A 19,814-nucleotide genomic window follows, 5' to 3' on the forward strand; every position below is an offset into this window, starting at 1 on the left:
GTCCCGCGCCAGGAGGGGGGCGGCGCGGGACCTGAGGCCAGGAGGAAGGGCCGGCACGGGGCCTGAGTCCTCAGCTCGCGGACGGCTCGGCAGTCCTCAGTTCACGGACGGCTCGTCAGGTACCCGCCCATGGAGGTGAAGTACTCCGTCGCGGGCAGCTCCTGGCCGTCCTCGGTCCGTACGCGCGTGATGGCCAGACCGTGGTTGCGGCCGAAGCGCGCGTCGGCTCCGGCGACGATCACCACGCCCTCGCCCTCGCGGTAGAAGATGCGGCCCGGCGTACCGCCGTAGCGGTTCTCGGACACCACCGCGGAGACGATCTCGATGCGCTTGCCCTTGTGGAAGGCGTAGGCGCTCGGGTACGGCGCGGACTGAGCGCGCACCAGGCGCTCCAGGTCCTCGGCGGGCCAGTTCCAGTCGATGCGGATGTCCTCGGCGGATCGCTTGTGGAAGAAGCTCGCCCGGGAGCGGTCCTGCTTGGTGAACTCCGTCTGCCCGCCGTCGATGAGGTCGAGCGCGCCGATGGTGACCGGGGCGATGAGGTCGACGGTCTTGTGGAAGAGGTCGGTGGCGGTGTCCTTGGGGCCGACCGCGACCGCCTCCTGCCGGACGATGTCGCCGGCGTCGAGCTCGTCGTCCATCATGTGCGCGGTGACGCCCACTTCGGACTCACCGTTGATCATCGCCCAGATGATCGGGGAGAAGCCGGCGTACTTCGGCAGCAGCGAGTCGTGGACGTTCAGCGTGCCGTGGCGCGGGAGGCCGAAGATGCGCGGGGGGATCCAGGTGCGCCAGTTGTTGGCGACGATGATGTCCGCGTCCGCCTCCTTGAGGCGCTCGAACAGCTCGTCGTCGTCGGGGCGGTTGCGGATCAGGACCGGAACGCCGTGCTCCTCGGCGAGGTCGGCGACCGAGTCGCTCCAGATCTTCTCGTACGCGTGCTCGCTCTTGGGGTGGGTCACCACCAGCACCACGTCGTGCTCGGAGTCCAGGAGGGCTTGCAGGGTGCGGTGCCCCCAGGTCTGGTAACCGAACATGACGACCCGCATGGGGGTTCCTCCTCAGGGCAGGGAATAACTGACGATAAGTAAAGCAAGGCTTACCTTACTGTGCAACGCGTCTGCTCGGCACCCCAGTTGACGGGGTGGCTGCCCGCCCGATATGCCCCAATGTCCGTTTCGCCCGGTCGACAGTCGTCGCGGATTAGCTTAGGCTCACCTAAGTTCGAGTGGGCCGCCCGTCGACGTGCCCACTTGTCGTACCTTCCCCCACGCCTGACAGGCGGCTTCCCCGCACGATGGGAGTGACATGTCACAGGTTCTTCCTGGCGACGACGCACCACTGGTCCACGACCTCATTGGCATCGGCTTCGGCCCGTCCAACGTGGCGATGGCGATCGCGCTCAGCGAGCACAACGCGAGCGTCGGCAGGGAGGAGACGGTCACCGCTCACTTCTTCGAGCAGCAGCCGAGCTTCGGCTGGCACCGCGGCATGCTGATTGACGACGCGACCATGCAGGTGTCCTTCCTCAAGGACCTGGTGACACAGCGGAACCCCACCAGCGAGTTCAGCTTCCTCTGCTACCTGAAGAGCAAGGGCCGCCTGACCGACTTCATCAACCACAAGAACCTCTTCCCGCTGCGGGTGGAGTTCCACGACTACCTGGAGTGGGCCGCGGCCAAGGTCGACGACCAGGTCTCCTACGGCCACGAGGTCGTCGGCGTCACGCCGTTCGTACGGGACGGAGCGGTCGAGTACCTGGACGTCACCGTCCGCTCGGCGGAGGGCCTCGCCGTCCACCGCGCCCGCAACCTCGTCATAGGCACCGGCCTGCGCCCCCTCATGCCGGAGGGCGTGGAGCGCGGCGACCGCGTCTGGCACAACTCCGAGCTGCTGGCCAAGGTCGAGGGCCTGGAGGGCACTTCGCCGTCCCGCTTCGTCGTCGTGGGCGCCGGCCAGAGCGCCGCCGAGAACGTCGCCTACCTGCACCGCCGCTTCCCCGAGGCCGAGATCTGCGCCGTCTTCTCGCGCTACGGCTACAGCCCCGCGGACGACAGCTCCTTCGCCAACCGGATCTTCGACCCCGACGCCGTCGACGAGTACTTCGAGGCACCCGAGGGCGTCAAGCGCCGCCTGATGGACTACCACGGCAACACCAACTACTCCGTGGTGGACATCGACCTGATCGACGACCTGTACCGGGAGTCGTACCGGGAGAAGGTCCTCGGCACCGAGCGCCTCCGCTTCCTCAACGTCTCGCGCCTCACCGGCGTCAAGGAGACCCCGGACGGCGTCCGCGCCACCGTGAAGTCCCTCGTCACCGGCGAGGAGAACCCCGTCGACGCCGACGTCGTGGTCTTCGCCACCGGCTACAGCCCCGCCGACCCCGTCGGTCTCCTCGGCGAGGTCGCCGACCGCTGCCTCCGCGACGACGAGGGCCGCGTCCGCGTCGAGCGCGACTACCGCGTCGCGACCGACGCCGACCTGCGATGCGGCATCTACCTCCAGGGCGGTACGGAGCACACGCACGGCATCACGTCGTCGCTGCTGTCCAACATCGCGATCCGGGTCGGCGAGATCCTGGACTCGGTCCGCGAGCGGAGCGCCGCATCCGCCGAGGCCCGCCCGGTCGCCGACGAGACGGGCAGCGCCGCGCGCTAGGACGCAGGTCTCACCACCCGCCGTACGGCACGATCCGATCAAAAGGACAACGGATCAAAGGGATAACGTACGTCGACATGAGCACGACTGCAGTGGAGCGCCCCGTGCCGAGGGGCCCAACGGAGTCCCGTCGTCGGCGGGTCGTGGGTCTGACCGTCCTCGCCGCGGTCCTGGTGATCGCGGCGGCGGCGTCGCTGGCCGTCGGGGCCCGCGCGCTGACCCCGGCCGAGGTGTGGCACGGGCTGTTCGCGGGACCGGAGTCCGACCAGCGGCTGACCGAGATCCGGCTCATCGTGCAGACCGTGCGCGTGCCGCGGACGGTGCTCGCCGTGGTGGCGGGCATCGCGCTCGGTGTCGGTGGCGCGCTCATCCAGGGGTACACCCGCAACCCCATCGCGGACACGGGCCTGTTGGGCGTGAACGCCGGCGCGTCGTTCGCCGTGGTGACGGTGGTCGCCGTGTTCGGGTTCTCCAGCCCGTTCCAGTACGTCTGGTTCGGCTTCCTGGGGGCGGCCGTCTCCGGTGTCGTCGTGTTCGGCCTCGCGAGCATCGGCCGGGGAGCCGGCAACCCCCTGACGCTCGCCCTCGCCGGGCAGGGCATCACGGTGTTCCTCGCGGCGATGACCACGGCCGTCTCCCTCTCGGACCAGCAGTCCCTGAACGCCCTGCGGTTCTGGAACGCGGGCTCCGTCGCCGGCGTCGACTTCGACGTGATCTGGCCGGTGACCGCGTTCATCGCGGTCGGTCTCGTCCTCGCCCTCACCACGCTCCCCGCCCTCAACCTGCTCAACCTGGGCGAGGACGTGGCGCGGGGGCTCGGCGTGAACATCGCGCTCAGCCGGACCGTGGGCATCCTCGCCATCACCCTGCTCGCGGGAGCGGCGACGGCGGCCTGCGGCCCCATCGCGTTCCTCGGCCTGATGGTGGCTCACGTGGCCCGCTACCTGACAGGGCCGGACTACCGCTGGCTGGTGCCGTACGCGGGACTGCTCGGCGCGGTCGTCCTGCTGGTCTGCGACATCGTGGGCCGACTGGTGGTGCGGCCCGGCGAGTTGGAGGCCGGTGTCGTCGTGGCCCTGCTCGGGGCGCCGTTCTTCGCGGTCCTGGTCTGGCGAGGAAAGTTCAAGAACGCATGAACGAGACAGATGTGAAGCCCGCGGTGACGCCGGGCGTGCGGCTCGGTTCCCTGTCCTTCGTCTGGCGGCCCTGGCTCGTCCTCGTCACGCTGGTGCTCGCGGCGGCGGCCTTCCTGGTGTTCTGCCTGTCCATCAGCGTCGGCGACTTCCCGATCGGCCTCTCCCGCGTGCTGGCCACGCTCGTCGGCCGCGGCGAGCAGGTCGACGAATTCGTGATCATGGACCTGCGGATGCCGCGCGCCCTGGCCGGGCTCGTCGTGGGGATCGCGCTGGGGGTCTCCGGCGCGATCACGCAGTCGGTCGCGCGCAACCCGCTGGCCAGCCCCGACATTCTCGGCATCACCGGCGGCGCCGGCGCGGTCGCGGTGTTCTCGGTGACGGTGTCGGGCGGGGCCGCCGCGGCGGTCGTCGACTCCATCGGGCTCTCCGCAGCGGCGCTCGCCGGTGGCCTCTGCACGGGCCTGCTCGTGTACTTCCTGGCGTGGCGGCGCGGGGTCGACGGCTTCCGGCTCATCCTCATCGGGATCTCGGTGAGCGCTGTGACGCAGGCGATCACCACCTGGCTCCTCGTCTCCGCCGACATCAGGGATGTGGCCCGCGCCCAGGCGTGGTTGGTCGGCTCGCTGGAGAACCGGTCGTGGGACCAGGTGTGGGTGGCGCTCTGGTGCTCGCTCGGCCTGCTGGTCGTCGTGGCCGCGGCCGCGTTCCAGTTCAAGCCGCTGCACCTCGGTGACGACGTCGCCGCCGGGCTCGGTGTCCGCTTCGGGCGGGTGCGTGCGGTGCTGCTGCTGTGCGCGGTGCTGCTGGCGGCCGTGGCCGTGAGCTCGGCGGGGCCGATCCCGTTCGTCGCGCTCGTGGCGCCCCAGGTGGCCATGCGTCTGACGCGCCGTCCGACGCCGCCGCTGATCGCGTCCGGTCTGTTCGGGGCGCTGCTCCTGATCGGCGCCGACCTGATCGCGCGCACGGTGCTGCCGAACAACCTCCCCGTCGGCGTGGTCACCGCCGCGATCGGGGGCCCCTTCCTCGTCTACCTGTTGGTGCGGGCGAACCTCAAATAGCGGGCTCGGCTCGCATAGCTGGTACAAAGGTGAGGCAAACCTAACATTAGGGGGGGCTTGTGGTCGCTCAGTACATCACCGAGATCGAGCCGGCGGTCCAGGACGCCGCGCGGCTCGCCGCCAGGGGCGTCTCGGTCGGATACGGCAGCCGTACCGTCATCGACGACCTCGACGTGTCCATCCCGCCCGGGGTGATCACGACGATCATCGGCCCCAACGGGTGCGGCAAATCGACCCTGTTGCGCACCCTGACGCGGCTGCTGAAGCCGGCCAGCGGCTCGGTCGTCCTGGACGGCCAGGACATCGTCAAGCTCAAGACCCGTGACGTGGCGAAGAAGCTGGGGCTGCTGCCGCAGACGCCCGTCGCGCCGGAGGGGCTCACGGTGGCCGATCTGGTCGCCAGGGGGCGCCATCCGCACCAGAGCTGGCTGCGCCAGTGGTCCTCGGACGACGCCGGAGTCGTGGAGCGCGCGCTGGCCATGACCGGCGTCTCCGACCTGGCGGACCGCCCCGTCGACTCGCTCTCCGGCGGCCAGCGCCAGCGCGTCTGGATCTCCATGACCCTGGCCCAGGGCACCGACCTGCTGCTCCTCGACGAGCCCACCACGTACCTGGACCTGGCGCACGCGATCGACGTGCTCGACCTGGTCGACGATCTGCACGAGTCGGGACGCACCGTGGTCATGGTGCTGCACGATCTCAATCTGGCCACGCGGTACAGCGACAACCTCGTCGTGATGAAGGCGGGTGCGATCCTTGCGCAGGGGCATCCGCGCGACGTGATCACCGCGGAGCTGCTGCAGGAGGCGTTCGGGCTGCGCGCGAGGGTCGTCGACGACCCGGTGGGCGACCGCCCGCTGATCGTGCCGATCGGTCGTACGCACGTCCAACTCGACTGACCCCACTGCGGAACGGTGGGTAAGGCTAGGCTAACCTCATCTCCTCGGGATAAGGTTTGGCTGCCCTGAGTCCGGGGTGCAGCGGTCAGCGCGACAGCAAGGGAATGCGGATGCTCCTCCACCGAACGACGCTCACGAAGCCCCGGCGGCTGGCGGCCGTACTGACCGCCACGGCGCTCGGTGTCGGCCTCCTCGCGGGCTGCGGTTCCGACTCGGACGACAAGGCGGACGACACCACCCCGGCGGCCGCCGCCGGCGGCACGTTCCCGGTCACCGTGGAGCACGCGTTCGGGTCCACCAAGGTCTCCAAGGCCCCCAAGCGCGTCGTCACCGTCGGCTACACCGACGACCAGACCGCCCTGGCCCTCGGCACCAAGCCGGTCGGCATGGTCGACCAGTACCCGAACCCGGAGGGCAAGTCCCCCGACATCAACACCCAGTGGCCCTGGGTGAAGGACAAGTGGGGCGACACCAAGCCCGACGTCATCATGAAGAACGGCGACTCCGGCCCGAACTACGAGAAGATCGCCGCCCTGCGCCCGGACCTGATCATCGCGGTGTACTCCGAGATCGACAAGGCCGCCTACGACAAGCTCTCGCAGATCGCCCCGACGGTGGGCCGCACCAAGGGCGAGAAGGAGCTCTTCAGCGCCCCCTGGCAGGACAACGCGGTGCACATCGCCAAGGCGCTCGGCAAGGAGGACGAGGGCAAGAAGCTCGTCGAGGGCATCGAGGACAAGCTCGCCGAGGCGAAGAAGTCGCACCCGAAGTTCGCGAACCAGACCTCCGTCGCCCTGTCCTGGTACAAGGACTCCATCAACCCGTTCACCTCGAAGGACGTGCGCGGACGGCTCCTCACGGGCATGGGCTTCACGTACCAGACGAAGATCGACAAGATCGCCGGCGGCAAGTTCTCCACCGAACTCTCGCCCGAGCGCACGGACCTGGTCGACGTCGACCGCATCGTCGTCATCAACGACAAGGCCGACACGGCGGCGCTGAAGAAGTTCAAGCTGTTCGCCAACCTGGACGCGGTGAAGAAGGGCAACGTGTCCTACCTGCTGGACAGCGAGGGCCCGGCGGTCGGCGCCGCGATGTCGCAGGGCACCGTCCTGTCCCTCCCGTACGCGATCGACGAGCTCGTCAAGTCGGTCGAGTAGCAGTGACGTTCCACCTCCCCCGTCCCCGGCTCGACTTGGTCCACGTGTGAGCACCGCCGAAACATCCACCACCGCAACCCCCACGACCGGGGTGCCCGCCGCCCCGGCGACGCTGCGCACCGCGTCCGGACGCGAGGCCACCCGGTGGGTCTCGGCCCACTGCCGCGAAGTCCCGTGGCTGACGACGGCCACCGTGTTCACCACGGTGGCCGGAGCGGCGCTCCAGGTGCTGCCGGTGCTGCTCCTCGGCCGGGTGGTCGACGCAGTGGTCGGCGGGGACGGGCGCTCGGTCCTCGTCACGATCGGCGTGCTGATGGGGGTCGCCGCGCTGCTCGGTGCGGTGGCCACCGCGGCCTCGACCTATCTGATCGGACGCCTCGGCGCGGATCTGCTCGCGCGGCTGCGCGAGGGCGCCGTCCGTGCGGTGCTCGGCATGCCGAGCGCGCGGATCGAGCAGGTCGGCCGCGGGGACGTGCTCTCCCGGGTCGGTGACGACGTGGCCGTGCTGTCCAAGGGCATCCGCACGGCCATCCCCACGGTGTTCTCGGCGAGCGTGCTGGTCTTCATCGCCACGGTCGGCATGTTCGGCCTCGACTGGCGGCTCGGCCTCGCGGGCGCCGCCGCGCTCCCCGCCTACGCGCTGGCCCTGCGCTGGTACCTGCCGCGCTCTGCCCCGCTCTACCGCAAACAGCGGGTGGCCCAGGCCGACCGTGCCCAGGCGCTGATCAGCGGTCTCAACGGGATCGACACCGTACGTGCGTACCGCCTCGAGGACGACGTACGGGAGAAGGTCACCGCGGAGTCCTGGCGGGTGCGCGACCTCGGGATCGACGTGTTCCGGTTCTTCGGACGGTTCGTGGGCCGGGAGAACCGCGCCGAGTTCATCGGGCTCGTCCTCATTCTCGTGGTCGGATACGCCCTGTTGGAGGCCGGCGCCGCCAGTCTCGGCGAGGTGTCCGCGGCCCCGCTGATGTTCCACCGCCTGTTCACCCCGCTCGGCGCCATCATGTTCACCTTCGACGAGGCGCAGAAGTCGGGCGCCAGCCTCACCCGCCTGGTCGGGGTGCTGGGGGAGTCGGCCGAGGAGCGGCTCGTGGGCGACACATCCGTCGCCGTGGCCGACGACGTGCCGCATCAGGTGACGGTGGAGGGCCTGACGTTCACCTATCCCGGCACCGAGGAACCGGTGCTCAGGGACGTCGACCTGACGATCCCGGCGGGCGGTTCGCTGGCGCTGGTGGGCGCGACGGGCGCGGGCAAGTCGACGCTGGCCGCGCTGATCGCGGGCATCGGGACGCCGCAGACGGGTTCGGTGCGCATCGGCGCGCACGACCTGGGCGGTCTCGACGAGGCCGGGGCGCGTGCTCTGGTGAGCATCCTGACGCAGGAGACGCACGTCTTCTCGGGCCCGCTCGCCGACGACTTGCGGCTCGCGGCCCCGAAGGCGACCGACGCCGAACTCATGGACGCGCTGCGCACGGTGGGCGCGCACGGCTGGGTCGAGGCGCTGCCCGAGGGCCTGCGCACCACGGTCGGCGAGGGCGGTGAGCGCCTGGACGTCACCAAGATCGCGCAGATCGCGCTGGCCCGCCTCGTGCTGGGCCGGGCGCCGGTGGTCGTGCTCGACGAGTCGACCGCGGAGGCGGGCAGTGAGGGCGCCGCCGAGTTGGAGCGTGCCGTGCTTGCCGCGTGCGCGGGCCGTACGACGCTGTTCGTGGCGCACCGGCTCACCCAGGCGATGGCCGCGGACCGGATCGCCGTGCTCGACGCGGGGCGTGTGGTGGAGCAGGGCACCCACGACGAGTTGGTGGCACTGGGCGGACGGTACGCGCGACTGTGGCGGGCCTGGCGAGAGGGTAGTTAGGCGACCCTAATTTAGGTTAGCCTAACTGCGATTACCTGGAAGGGACGCTGTGTCTTCGATGATGGAACCGAGCGCTCGCCTCGTGCTGCTTTCCCCCCACCGCCTGGCCGATGTGCGTCGGCGTGCCGGCGGTTACTCCGACCGGACCATCGCCGATGCCTGCGCCATCGGCCTGTCGTACTGGGCGACCGGCCGCAGTCCGGAAGGCGTCGAGCTCACTCCGGGCACGCTCTTCGCCGACGTCCTCGGCTGGGTCGACAACGGCGGCACGGGGCCCGGCAGTCGGGAAGCCGGCACCCAGGGCTGGCACATCCCCGTCCCCGACGGCGCCGACCCCGAGGACGCGCAGCTCGCACTCGACGACCTCGCCGACTTCCCCGACCGGCCCCTCGGCACCATCGGCCCGGCCGACGCGGAGACACGCCTCAGGACTCTCGCCGAGTGGAACGACACCGGCGCGGACCGGACCCGCCCCACCATCGTCGAGATGTTCCGCGAGCAGGCCCGCACCAGGCCGGACGCCGTCGCCATCGTCGACGAGCACCGCTCGCTGACCTACCGCGAGGCGGCCGAACGCTCCGCCCAGCTGGCCCACCACCTCCGTTCCCGCGGCCTCGCCCCCGAACAGGTCGTCGGCATCTCGCTGGACCGCTCCGCCGACATGGTGATCGGACTGCTCGCCGTGGTCCGTGCGGGCTGCGCCTTCGTACCGCTCGACCCGCAGTGGCCCGCCGCGCGCCGCTCGGTCGTCATCGAGGACGCCCGCGTCGTCCTGCAGCTCAACTCCTCGGGCGAGCACGACCCGCGGGAGCCGGAAGCCGTCGGCGTCGACCTCGCCGACTGGGCGTTCGCCTCCCTGCCCACCACGGAGCCCGACATCTCCGTGGACGGCGACTCACTCGCGTACGTGATCTTCACGTCCGGTTCGACCGGGCGGCCCAAGGGCGCGATGATCCGGCACGCGGCGATCAGCGAACGCCTGCTCTGGCAGGTCGACGAGATCCTGCACTTCGGCCACGACGACGCGTCCCTGTTCAAGGCGCCGCTCTCGTTCGACATCTCCATCAACGAGATCTTCCTGCCCCTGGTCAGCGGCGGCCGCCTCGTCGTCCTGCGGACCGGCGGCGAGCGCGACCCGCACCACCTGCTGAGCGTCATCGCCGAGCAGCGCGTCACCTTCACGTACCTCGTGTCGTCCATGCTGGACGTGCTCCTGGAGATGGCGGGCGACTCCGGCCGTCTCGACACCCTGCGCCACGTCTGGTGCGGTGGCGAAGTGCTCACCCCCGAGCTGTACGAGCGCTTCCGCACCCAGCTCGCCATCCCCCTCTACCACGGCTACGGCCCGGCCGAGACGACCATCGGCGTCTCGCACGTCATCTACCGCGGCGAGGCCGAGCGCCTGTCGACGTCCATCGGCAGGGCCAACCCCAACACCCAGCTGTACGTCCTCGACGACGAGCTGCGCCCGGTCCCGGTCGGGGTCGGCGGCGAACTGTACGCGGGCGGCCTCCTCCTGGGGCGCGGCTACGTCAACGCGCCCGGCCTGACCGCCTCCCGCTTCGTCGCCAACCCCTTCGCGTCTGACGGGTCCCGGCTCTACCGCACCGGCGACCTCGCCCGGTTCGCGCCCGACGGAACCCTGGACTTCCTCGGCCGCGCCGACAACCAGGTCAAGATCCGCGGCATGCGCCTGGAGCTCGAGGACGTCGAGGCCGGCCTCGCCGAGCACCCGCGCGTACGCCACACCTGCGTCGTCGCCAAGAAGAACACGGCGGGCGGCACCTACCTCGTGGGATACGTGATCCCCACCGCCGGCAACGAGACCCTGCGGGCCGACGAGGTCAAGGCGTGGGCCGTCGACCACATGGTCGAGTACATGGTGCCCACCCACATCGTCGTGATGGACGCGTTCCCGCTCACCGCGAACGGCAAGCTCGACCGCAAGGCGCTGCCCGAACCCTCCACCGCCACCGGCGCGGTCGCCCCGCCCACCACCGAGAACGAGCGCGTGGTCTGCGCGGCGGTCGCCGCGGTGCTTCAGCTCGACGAAGTCGGGGTCGACCAGGACTTCTTCCAGCTCGGCGGCGACAGCATCCTGACCATCTCGCTGCTGAGCGCACTGCGCGAGGCCGGGCTCTACGTCACCGCGCGGCAGATCTTCACCCACAGCGTCGTCGGCGCCCTGGCCGCCGTCGCCAGCCGTGAGGACGTCTCCACCGCCGACCACGGCGACGTCGCGACCGGCGCCGTCGTGGGATCGCCCATCGTGCAGTGGCTCGGCGAGACCACCGACGCCGTCGACGGCTTCGTCCAGTCGGTCGTCCTCAACACCCCCGAGGAACTCACCCCCGAGGCGCTCGACGAGATACTCGGCGCCGTCCTCGGACGGCACGACATGCTGCGCGCGAAGCTCGTGCGCGGCGACCGCTGGAGCTTCGACATCCCGGAGGCCGACCGCACCGCCGCCGCCGTGTGGCAGGAGAGCGACCGGCCGCTGGACGCCTGCGTCGAGCTCGCCACCGACGGGCTCGACCCGGACGACGGCGTGATGCTCCGCGCCGTCTGGCGCCGCGCCGAGCACCAACTGGTCGTCGTCGCCCACCACGTGGTGATCGACGGCGTGTCCTGGCGGGTCCTGATGGAGGACCTGGCCACGGCGTGGCGCCAGTTCACCTCCGGCACGCCCGTCGAACTGCCCCCGGTCGGCACGTCGTTCCGGCGCTGGACGCAGCTCCTGGAGCGTGCGGACTTCGCGGCCGACCTCGACTACTTCCGGCGGCCCCTGCCGGGCACCGACCAGCCGGTGGGCCGGCGCGCGCTGACCGCCGCCGACACCGTCGCACGTGAACGGATCCAGACCGTCTCCGTCGGCCCCGAGGTCACGGCCGCCCTCCTCGGCGAGATACCCGCCAAGTTCCACGCGGGCGTCAACGACGTGCTCCTCACCGCGCTCGCCGTCGCCCTCGCCCGGTGGCGCCGCGACCTCGGACAGGACCAGACGTTCGCGCACATCGAGCTGGAGGGCCACGGCCGCGAGGGCCGGTACGTGGCGGACAGCGCGGGCTTCGAGCCGGACCTCTCGCGCACCGTGGGCTGGTTCACCACCCTGTTCCCGGTGACCGTGGACCCGGGCACCGCCCCCGACCTCACCGCTCCCGAGTACCTCGCCGCCGCCCTCAAGGCGGTCAAGGAAGACCTGTCCCGCGTACCGAGCAACGGCATCTCCTACGGCGCCCTCCGCTACCTGAACGACACCCCGTTCGACGCCCCCGCCCCCCAGGTGCTCTTCAACTACCTGGGCCGCTTCGACGCGGGCGCCGCGGGGGAGTGGCAGCTCACGGGCGCCACCGGCCAGCTGGGCGAGAAGCGCGACCCGGACATGCGCCTGCCGCGCGCCCTGGAGTTCAACGCCATCGCCGAACCCGGCTCGGCCGGCGGCGAATACGAACTGGTCACCACCGTCTCCTGGCCCGACGGCATGTTCACCGACGAGGACATCGCGACGCTCGGCGGCTACTTCCGCGTGGCCCTCGCCGGTCTGGCCGCGCTCGACGAGGGCGGCCACACCCCCAGCGACTTCCCCCTGGTGCCGCTCACCCAGGCCGACGTCGACAGTCTGGACGGCCCGGAGCTGCGGGACATCCTGCCGCTGACCCCACTCCAGGAAGGCCTGTACTTCCACTCGGTCTTCGACGACGACTCGGCGGGCGCGTACGTCGAGCAGCAACTGCTCACCCTCGACGGGCCCGTGGACGCGGACCGGCTCGCCGCCGCCGCGACCCGGCTGCTCACGCTCTACCCCAACCTCGCCGCACGTTTCACCGCCCTCGCCGACGGCCGCGTGGTCTCCGTCCTGGAGAACGGCGTCCAGGCGCCCTTCACGACCGTGGACCGCCCCGGCATCACGGACGCCGGGATACGCGACCTCGCCGAGCGGGACCGCCGCGCCGGATTCGACCTGGCCACCGGGCCGCTGATGCGGTACACGCTCGTCCGGGCGGGCGACGACCGCACCGTCCTGGTGCAGACCGTGCACCACATCATCGCCGACGGCTGGTCGGTGCCGCCGATGCTGCGCGCGCTCCTCGCCGAATATCACGCGCCGGGCACCGTGTACCCGGTCGGCGGCTTCCCCGACTACGTGCGCTGGCTCGCCGGACGGGACGACGACGAGAGCGACCGGGTGTGGCGCGAGGAACTCGCCGGGCTGCCCGGGGCGTCACTGGTCGCCGAGGGGCACACCCCGTCGGACCGGTTCGCCGACACGGCCATCGAGGCGGAGGACGACGTCGACGCGGCCGTACGGGCCGCAGGCGTGCCGCTGAGCGTCGCCGTGCACAGTGCGTGGGCCGTGACACTGGGCGGCATCCTGCACACCGACGACGTGGTGTTCGGCTCCACGGTGTCCGGGCGCGACGCGGACGTGCCCGGCATCGGCGACATGGTGGGCCTGTTCATCAACACCATTCCCGTACGGGTCCGTTGGACCGGCACGACCACGGCCGGCGACCTGCTCGCCCGGGTGCGGGAGCACCAGAGCGCCGTGCTGCCGCACCAGCACGTCTCGCTCGCGCGGATCGGCCGCCGGGCGGGTGCCGGTTCGCTCTTCGACACCCTCGTGGTGTTCGACGTCGCGACCGACGTGGACAGCCTGCGGACCCCCGACGCCGAGCTCGTCATCACCGACATCGTCAACGAGGGCGCCCCGCACTACCCGCTCACCCTCGTCGTGGAGCGCGCCCTCGACGGGCGTCCGCGCTTCAACCTCATCCACGACGGCGAACTCGTCGGCGAGAGCACCGCCCAGGACATCCTGCGCACCTTCACCCTGGCCCTCACCGGCCTGCTCACGCGCCCGGACGCCGTCGTCGGCGACCTGGTGCCCGAGGACGCCCGGCGGCCCGCGCACATCGAGCCGACGACCCTCGGCGGCCTCTTCGACGCCGCCGCGCGCCGCGACCCGGCGGCCACCGCCGTCACCCAGTGCGCACTCGACGGCGGCACCAGGGCGCTGTCGTACGGCGAACTGGCCGACGCCAAGAACGAGGTGGCGGCAGGGCTGCGCGCCGCCGGGGTCGGCCCCGGCAAGCGCGTCGCCGTCGCCGTCCCGCGCTCCGTGGAGCAGGTCGTCGCGCTGGTCGCGATCGTCTCCGCGGGCGGTGCCTACGTACCGCTGGACCTGGCGTACCCGGACGAGCGCCTGGAGTACATCCTGGCCGACGCCGCCCCGCAGGTCGTCCTCGTCGACCGCGAGCAGCGCGACCGCTTCACCGGGCTCCTGGAGCGGGCGGGCGTACCGGCCCGCGTGCTCGTCCAGGGGGACGAGACGCCGCGGGAAGCCGCCACGGACGGGCCCGCGCGGGGGGAGGCCCGCTGGCACGACCCCGCGTACGTCATCTACACCTCCGGCTCGACCGGCCGCCCCAAGGGCGTCGTCGTACCGCACTCCAGCGTCGTCACCCTGCTCGCCAACACCCGGCCCGACATGGGCTTCGGGCCGCACGACGTATGGGTGCAGTTCCACTCCTTCTCCTTCGACTTCGCCGTCTGGGAGCTGTGGGGCGCGCTGGCGCACGGCGGTGAGCTGCTGGTGCCCGAGTACGCTCTGACCCGCTCCCCGGTCGACTTCCACCGGCTCGTCCGCGAGCGCGGCGTGACCGTGCTCAACCAGACTCCGTCGGCGTTCTACCAGTTCATCGAGGCCGACCGGCACGCCGGTGAACCGCTCCCCGCACTGCGGAAGGTCATCTTCGGCGGCGAGGCGCTCGACCTCGGGCGGCTGCGCGGCTGGGTCGAGCGGCACGGCACGGCGTCGCCCGAACTGGTCAACATGTACGGCATCACCGAGACGACCGTGCACGTCACGCACCGGGTGCTGACCGACGAGGACTTCGCCCGCGGCCAGGACGTCAGTCCCATCGGCGGCCCGATCCCCGGCCTCGTCACCTATCTGCTCGACGACCGGCTCCGGCCGGTGCCGCCGGGCCGCGTCGGCGCGATCTACGTCGCGGGCGACCAGGTGTCGCTCGGCTACCTCGGCAGGTCCGGCCTGACCGCGGGCCGGTTCGTGGCGAACCCGTTCACCGACGACGGCTCCCGCATGTACCACACGGGCGACCTCGCCCGCCGTACGCTCGACGGCGAGCTGGAGTTCGCCGGCCGTGCCGACGACCAGGTGCAGCTCAAGGGCTTCCGCATCGAGCTCGGCGAGGTCGAGGCCGCGCTCCGCGAGCTCGACGGCGTGGTCGACGTGGCCGTCACCGTCGCCGACAGCGGCGACCACCTCGTCGCGCACGTCGTGGGCCGCGTGCCCGGCGACCTCGCGGGCCTGCTCGCCGCGAAGCTGCCCGTGCACATGGTGCCGAGCCGGGTCCTGCCGGTCGACGCCCTGCCGCTCACCGTCAACGGCAAGCTGGACCGCAAGGCGCTGGCCGAGCGCGCCGCGGAAGAGGACGGCAACCCCTCCGTCGTCGCGAGCGATTCCGTGCTCGCCTCGCTGGTGGCCCTCTTCGCCGAGACGCTGCCCGGCTCCGCCGTTGTGGACGAGGACACCGACTTCTTCGTGGCGGGCGGCGACAGCATCGTCGCCATCACCGTGATCAACCGCGCGAGGGCGCTCGGCCTGCCGATCGCGCCCCGTGACGTCTTCCTGTTCAGGACGCCGCGCGCGCTCGCCGGGCACCTGGGTTCGAGCGCACCGCGGGCCGCGGCGCCCGCCCTCGCGTCCCCCGCCCGCCGCGAGGACGGCCCTCTCGCGCCGACGCCGATCATCCTGCGCCAGCGCGAACTGGGCGGATCCCTCGACCGGTTCGTCCAGGCCAGGACCCTTGAGGCCCCCGAGGGCACCGGATTCGCCGACGCCGAGCGCGCCGCGAACGCCGTCGTGGCCGCCCACCCGGCCCTGCGGACGCGACTGCGCGTCGAGCACGGCGTATGGACGCTGCGCACCGAACCCGCACGCGAGGTCGCCGTCGTCCGCACGGACGCCGCCGACGCCTCGGCCGCCGCGGACGAGGCCGCGGGACGGCTCGACCCCACAACCGGGGACGTCGTCGCGTTCTCGTGGCTGGAGGCGAGCCGGACCCTGGTCGTCACCGTGCACCACATAGCCGTCGACGCCGTGTCCTGGCTGGTCCTCCTCGACGACCTGGCCACCGCCGTGCGCGGCGCGGACCTGGCGCCGCCGACCACGTCCTACGCCGAGTACGCCGACGCGCTGACGCTCCGCGCCGCCTCCGACGAGGTGACCGACGGCCTTCCGCACTGGATCAGCACGCTCGACGCGCCCCCGCTGCTGCCGGGCGCCGACACCGGAAACCTGCGCGGGACCACCGTCGTCCTGCCGCCCGAGACGAGCGACCGCCTCACCCGCACCGCGCCCGCCGCCCTCGGCGTCGGCCTCACCGAGCTGCTGTGCGGCGCGCTCCGCACCGCCCTGACCCACGTACAGCCGTCGCCCACCGACCTCGCGGTCGAGCTGGAGCGGCACGGCCGCGTCCCGGCCCTCGAAGAGCACGACTACACCCGTACCGTCGGCTGGTTCACCTCCATCGCGCCCGTACGGCTCACCGCGCACACCGACCCCGTCGCCGCCGCGCACGAGGTCGCCGAGCGCCAGCCGGACGAGCGCGGCCACGTCGCGTACGGGCAGCTGAAGTACCTCAACCCGCAGACCGCGCCGCTGCTCACCGGCCGCCCCCAGGTCCTCTTCAACTACCTGGGCCGCGGCAGCGAGTCGCGGGCGGTGCACGTCACCGGTGGCGACCAGGGCAGCCCGTACGCCGTCGAGGTCAACGCCTGGACCGACGACGCCACCGGCAGCCTGCACACCGCTTTCACCCTCGCCGACGGCATCCCCGACGCCGTCACCGAGCACTGGCTCACCGCCCTGGAGCGCATCGCCGACGCCTCCGCGACCGCCGAGCGCACCGCGCCGGTCACACCGCTGCAGCGGGGCCTGTTCTTCCAGGCCCAGATGGCGGGCGCGGCCGGGCACTACGTCGCGCAGAGCTGGTTCACCTTCGAGCGGCGCCTGGACGCCGACGCGCTGGCCGAGGCCATGGCGCACGTGATCGCGCGGCACCCGGTGGTCGGCGCGGGCTTCACCACCGACGACGACGGCAACCCGATCCAGGTCCTCAAGGCAGGACGGCGGGTCGACGTCCGCACGGTGGAGCTCGCGGACGACGCGGCGGTCGAGGAGTTCCGCACCCGGGACCGCGACGCCGGATTCGACCCGGCCGAGGCACCGCTGATCCGCCTCACCGTGGTCCGCCTGCCCGGCGGCCACGACGGACTGCTGCTCAGCTACCACCTGCTGCTCTGGGACGGCTGGTCCCGCGAGATCGTGCTGCGGGACCTGTTCGACGCGTACGACGCCGTGGTGGCGGGCGAACCGTTCGACACGGCCCCGGCCACGCCGGGCTTCGAGGAGTACGCCAGGGCGCTCGACGCCAGGGACTCCGCGGCGTCGGAACGTTTCTGGGCGGAGCACCTGGCGGGCGTCCCGGGACCGACCCTGCTCGCCGGACCCGCTCCGGCCCTCTCGCAGGACCTGCCGCCCGCGCTCGTGCACCGGCTGACCGCCGAACAGTCCGACCTCCTGAAGGACGCGGCCAAGCAGCACGGCGTCACGCTGAACGCCGTCCTCACCGGCGCGTTCGGCCTCCTCCTCGGCGCCCGCACGGGCCGCAGCGACGCCGTGTTCGGCGTGACCGTGTCCGGCCGCGACGGCGAGGGCCTCTCCGACGTCGTCGGCGTGCTCCTCAACACCGTGCCGACCTGGACGAAGGCGCGGCCCGACGACACCGTCGGCGACTACCTGTCGGCCGTACAGACGGCCAGGGTCGAGGCGATGGAGCACGAGCACCTCGGGCTCGGCGAGATCCAGCGGGCCAGCGGCCACGACACCCTGTTCGACAACCTGTTCGTGCTCCAGAACTTCCTGGACATGGACGCCTTCGCCGAGATGAACGCCCGGCACGGCATCACCTCCGTGCGGGCCGACGACTCCACGCACTACCCGTTCACCTGGGTCGTGACGCCCGGCGACCAGCTCACGGTCAAGCTGGAGCACCGCTACGGAGACACCGACAACGCCCGCCGCCTCCTCGACGACTACGTGCGCGTACTCGAAGACCTGGCCCGCGCGACGGGCCCCCTCGGCGCGCTGCCCGGCCTCGGCCGTGACCCCGAGCCCGCCGAGCGCACGGAGGTGGGCACGGACACCGTCGTCGACCGGTTCGACCGGGCGGCCGACCGGGACCCCGAGCGGGTCGCCCTCGTCGCGCACGGCTCGACGATGACCTTCGCCCAGCTGCGGGACCGCAGCCGCGCGGTGGCCGGTGTGCTCGCCGGGCGCGGCCTGGGCCCGGAGACGACGGTGGGGCTCGCGATCCCGCGCTCCCTCGACTCGATCGTGGCGCTGTTCGCGGTGCTGCGCGTCGGCGCCGCGTACGTACCGCTGGAGCTCGACCACCCGGACGACCGGATCGCGGCGATCGTCGAGGACGCCCGCCCGGACGCGATCCTCACCGTGAGCGCGGTCTCGCCCCGGCTGACCGGTGCCCTGCGCGCGACGGACGGCCTGATCGAACTGGACCGTCCGCTTCCGGCGGCCGAACCGTTCGTGACGTTCGACCCCGACGACCCGGACCGGCTGCGGCACCCCGCGTACACGATCTACACCTCGGGATCGACCGGAAAGCCCAAGGGTGTGGTGACCGAGTACGCCGGACTCACCAACATGCTCATCAACCACCAGCGGCGGATCTTCGAACCGGTCCTCGCCGAGCACGGCCACCGGACCTTCCGGATCGCGCACACCGTGTCGTTCGCGTTCGACATGTCGTGGGAGGAGCTCCTCTGGCTCGCCGACGGACACGAAGTGCACATCTGCGACGAGGAGCTGCGCCGCGACGCGCCCGGCCTGGTCGAGTACTGCCTGGAGCACGGGATCGACGTCATCAACGTCACCCCGACGTACGCGCAGCAGCTGGTGGCCGAGGGCCTGCTCGACCAGCCGGAGCGGCGCCCGGCGCTCGTGCTGCTCGGCGGTGAGGCCGTCACGCCGACCCTGTGGCAGCGGCTCGCCGAGACCGAGGGCACGGTCGGCTACAACCTGTACGGCCCCACCGAGTACACGATCAACACCCTCGGCGTCGGCACCTTCGAGTGCCAGGACCCGGTGGTGGGCGTGCCCATCGACAACACCGACGTGTACGTCCTCGACCCGTGGCTGCGGCCGCTGCCCGACGGCGTCCCCGGCGAGCTGTACGTGTCGGGCGTCGGCATCGCGCGCGGCTACCTCGGCCAGTGCGCGCAGACCGCCCACCGCTTCGTCGCCTGCCCGTTCGGCGCCCCCGGCGAGCGCATGTACCGCACCGGAGACCTGGTGTTCCGCAGGCCCGACGGGAACCTGACGTACCTGGGCCGCACCGACCAGCAGGTCAAGATCCGCGGCCACCGCGTCGAACCGGGCGAGGTCGAGGCCGCGTTCGCCGCGCACCCGGCGGTGCGGTTCGCCGCCGCGGTCGCCCAGCCGGACCCGCAGGTCGACGGCGCGTACCGGCTCGCCGCCTACCTCGTGCTCGACGGCGCCGACCTGGCCGCCGTCGCCGCCGACGTGGGCACCGGCCTGCCGGACTTCCTTCGTCCGACACACTTCGCCGAGGTCGACAGCATCCCGCTGACCGTGAACGGGAAGGCCGACACCAAGGCGCTGCCGGAGGCCAAGCCCCTCGGCGCGCTGACCACGGCGGGGGAGCGCGGTCCCCGGACCGAGACGGAGACCGTGGTCTGCGAGTTCTTCGCCGAAGCACTGGACCTCGACGACGACGAGGTGAGCGCGGTGAGTGACTTCGTGTCCCTCGGAGGACACTCGATGCTGGCGGTACGGCTGATCGGGCTGCTCCGCCGCGAGTACGGTCCTGTGATCACCATCCGAGACCTTTTCACCCTGCGAACCCCGGAAGCGATTGCCCGCCACCTCGATGACGACCATGACAACGCCGACAACGCCGTCAACTCCTGAC

8 protein-coding genes are annotated in these 19,814 nt (G+C 71.7%); 7 read left to right on the top strand and 1 reads right to left on the bottom strand.

The features are described 5' to 3' along the window. Positions 1–101: 101 nt before the first annotated feature. Entirely contained in the window at positions 102–1,049 is a 948-nt protein-coding gene (locus AC07DO_RS15175) for a methionyl-tRNA formyltransferase (protein ID WP_479059856.1), read from the bottom strand. 259 nt (positions 1,050–1,308) lie between these two features. Here AC07DO_RS15175 and AC07DO_RS15180 point away from each other — a divergent pair, with 259 nt between their 5' ends. The 7 genes from AC07DO_RS15180 (at position 1,309) to AC07DO_RS15210 (ending at position 19,813) form a co-directional block, all read left to right on the top strand. Then, positions 1,309–2,661: a lysine N(6)-hydroxylase/L-ornithine N(5)-oxygenase family protein gene (locus AC07DO_RS15180; protein WP_479059858.1), complete on the top strand. Its 1,353-nt coding sequence runs from the start codon at positions 1,309–1,311 to the stop codon at positions 2,659–2,661. Positions 2,662–2,738: 77 nt separating this feature from the next. Next, positions 2,739–3,797 carry a FecCD family ABC transporter permease gene (locus AC07DO_RS15185; RefSeq protein ID WP_479059860.1) on the top strand — a complete coding sequence of 353 codons (1,059 nt, stop codon included), beginning with the start codon at positions 2,739–2,741 and terminating at the stop codon, positions 3,795–3,797. Beyond that, positions 3,794–4,855, top strand: a complete 1,062-nt coding sequence (locus AC07DO_RS15190) for a FecCD family ABC transporter permease (protein ID WP_479059861.1) — start codon at positions 3,794–3,796, stop codon at positions 4,853–4,855. Before AC07DO_RS15185 ends, AC07DO_RS15190 begins: the two co-directional genes overlap by 4 nt. A gap of 59 nt (positions 4,856–4,914) precedes the next feature. Continuing rightward, positions 4,915–5,754, top strand: a complete 840-nt coding sequence (locus AC07DO_RS15195; RefSeq protein WP_479059862.1) for an ABC transporter ATP-binding protein — start codon at positions 4,915–4,917, stop codon at positions 5,752–5,754. Between the two features lie 110 nt (positions 5,755–5,864). Continuing rightward, positions 5,865–6,914: an iron-siderophore ABC transporter substrate-binding protein gene (locus AC07DO_RS15200; RefSeq protein WP_479059863.1), complete on the top strand. Its 1,050-nt coding sequence runs from the start codon at positions 5,865–5,867 to the stop codon at positions 6,912–6,914. A 46-nt stretch (positions 6,915–6,960) separates the two neighbouring features. Beyond that, entirely contained in the window at positions 6,961–8,778 is a 1,818-nt protein-coding gene (locus AC07DO_RS15205) for an ABC transporter ATP-binding protein (protein WP_479059864.1), read from the top strand. 58 nt (positions 8,779–8,836) lie between these two features. After that, positions 8,837–19,813 carry a non-ribosomal peptide synthetase gene (locus AC07DO_RS15210; protein ID WP_479059865.1) on the top strand — a complete coding sequence of 3,659 codons (10,977 nt, stop codon included), beginning with the start codon at positions 8,837–8,839 and terminating at the stop codon, positions 19,811–19,813. The last annotated feature ends 1 nt before the right edge of the window (position 19,814 follow it).

Source organism: Streptomyces sp. NPDC045678 (assembly GCF_056432085.1).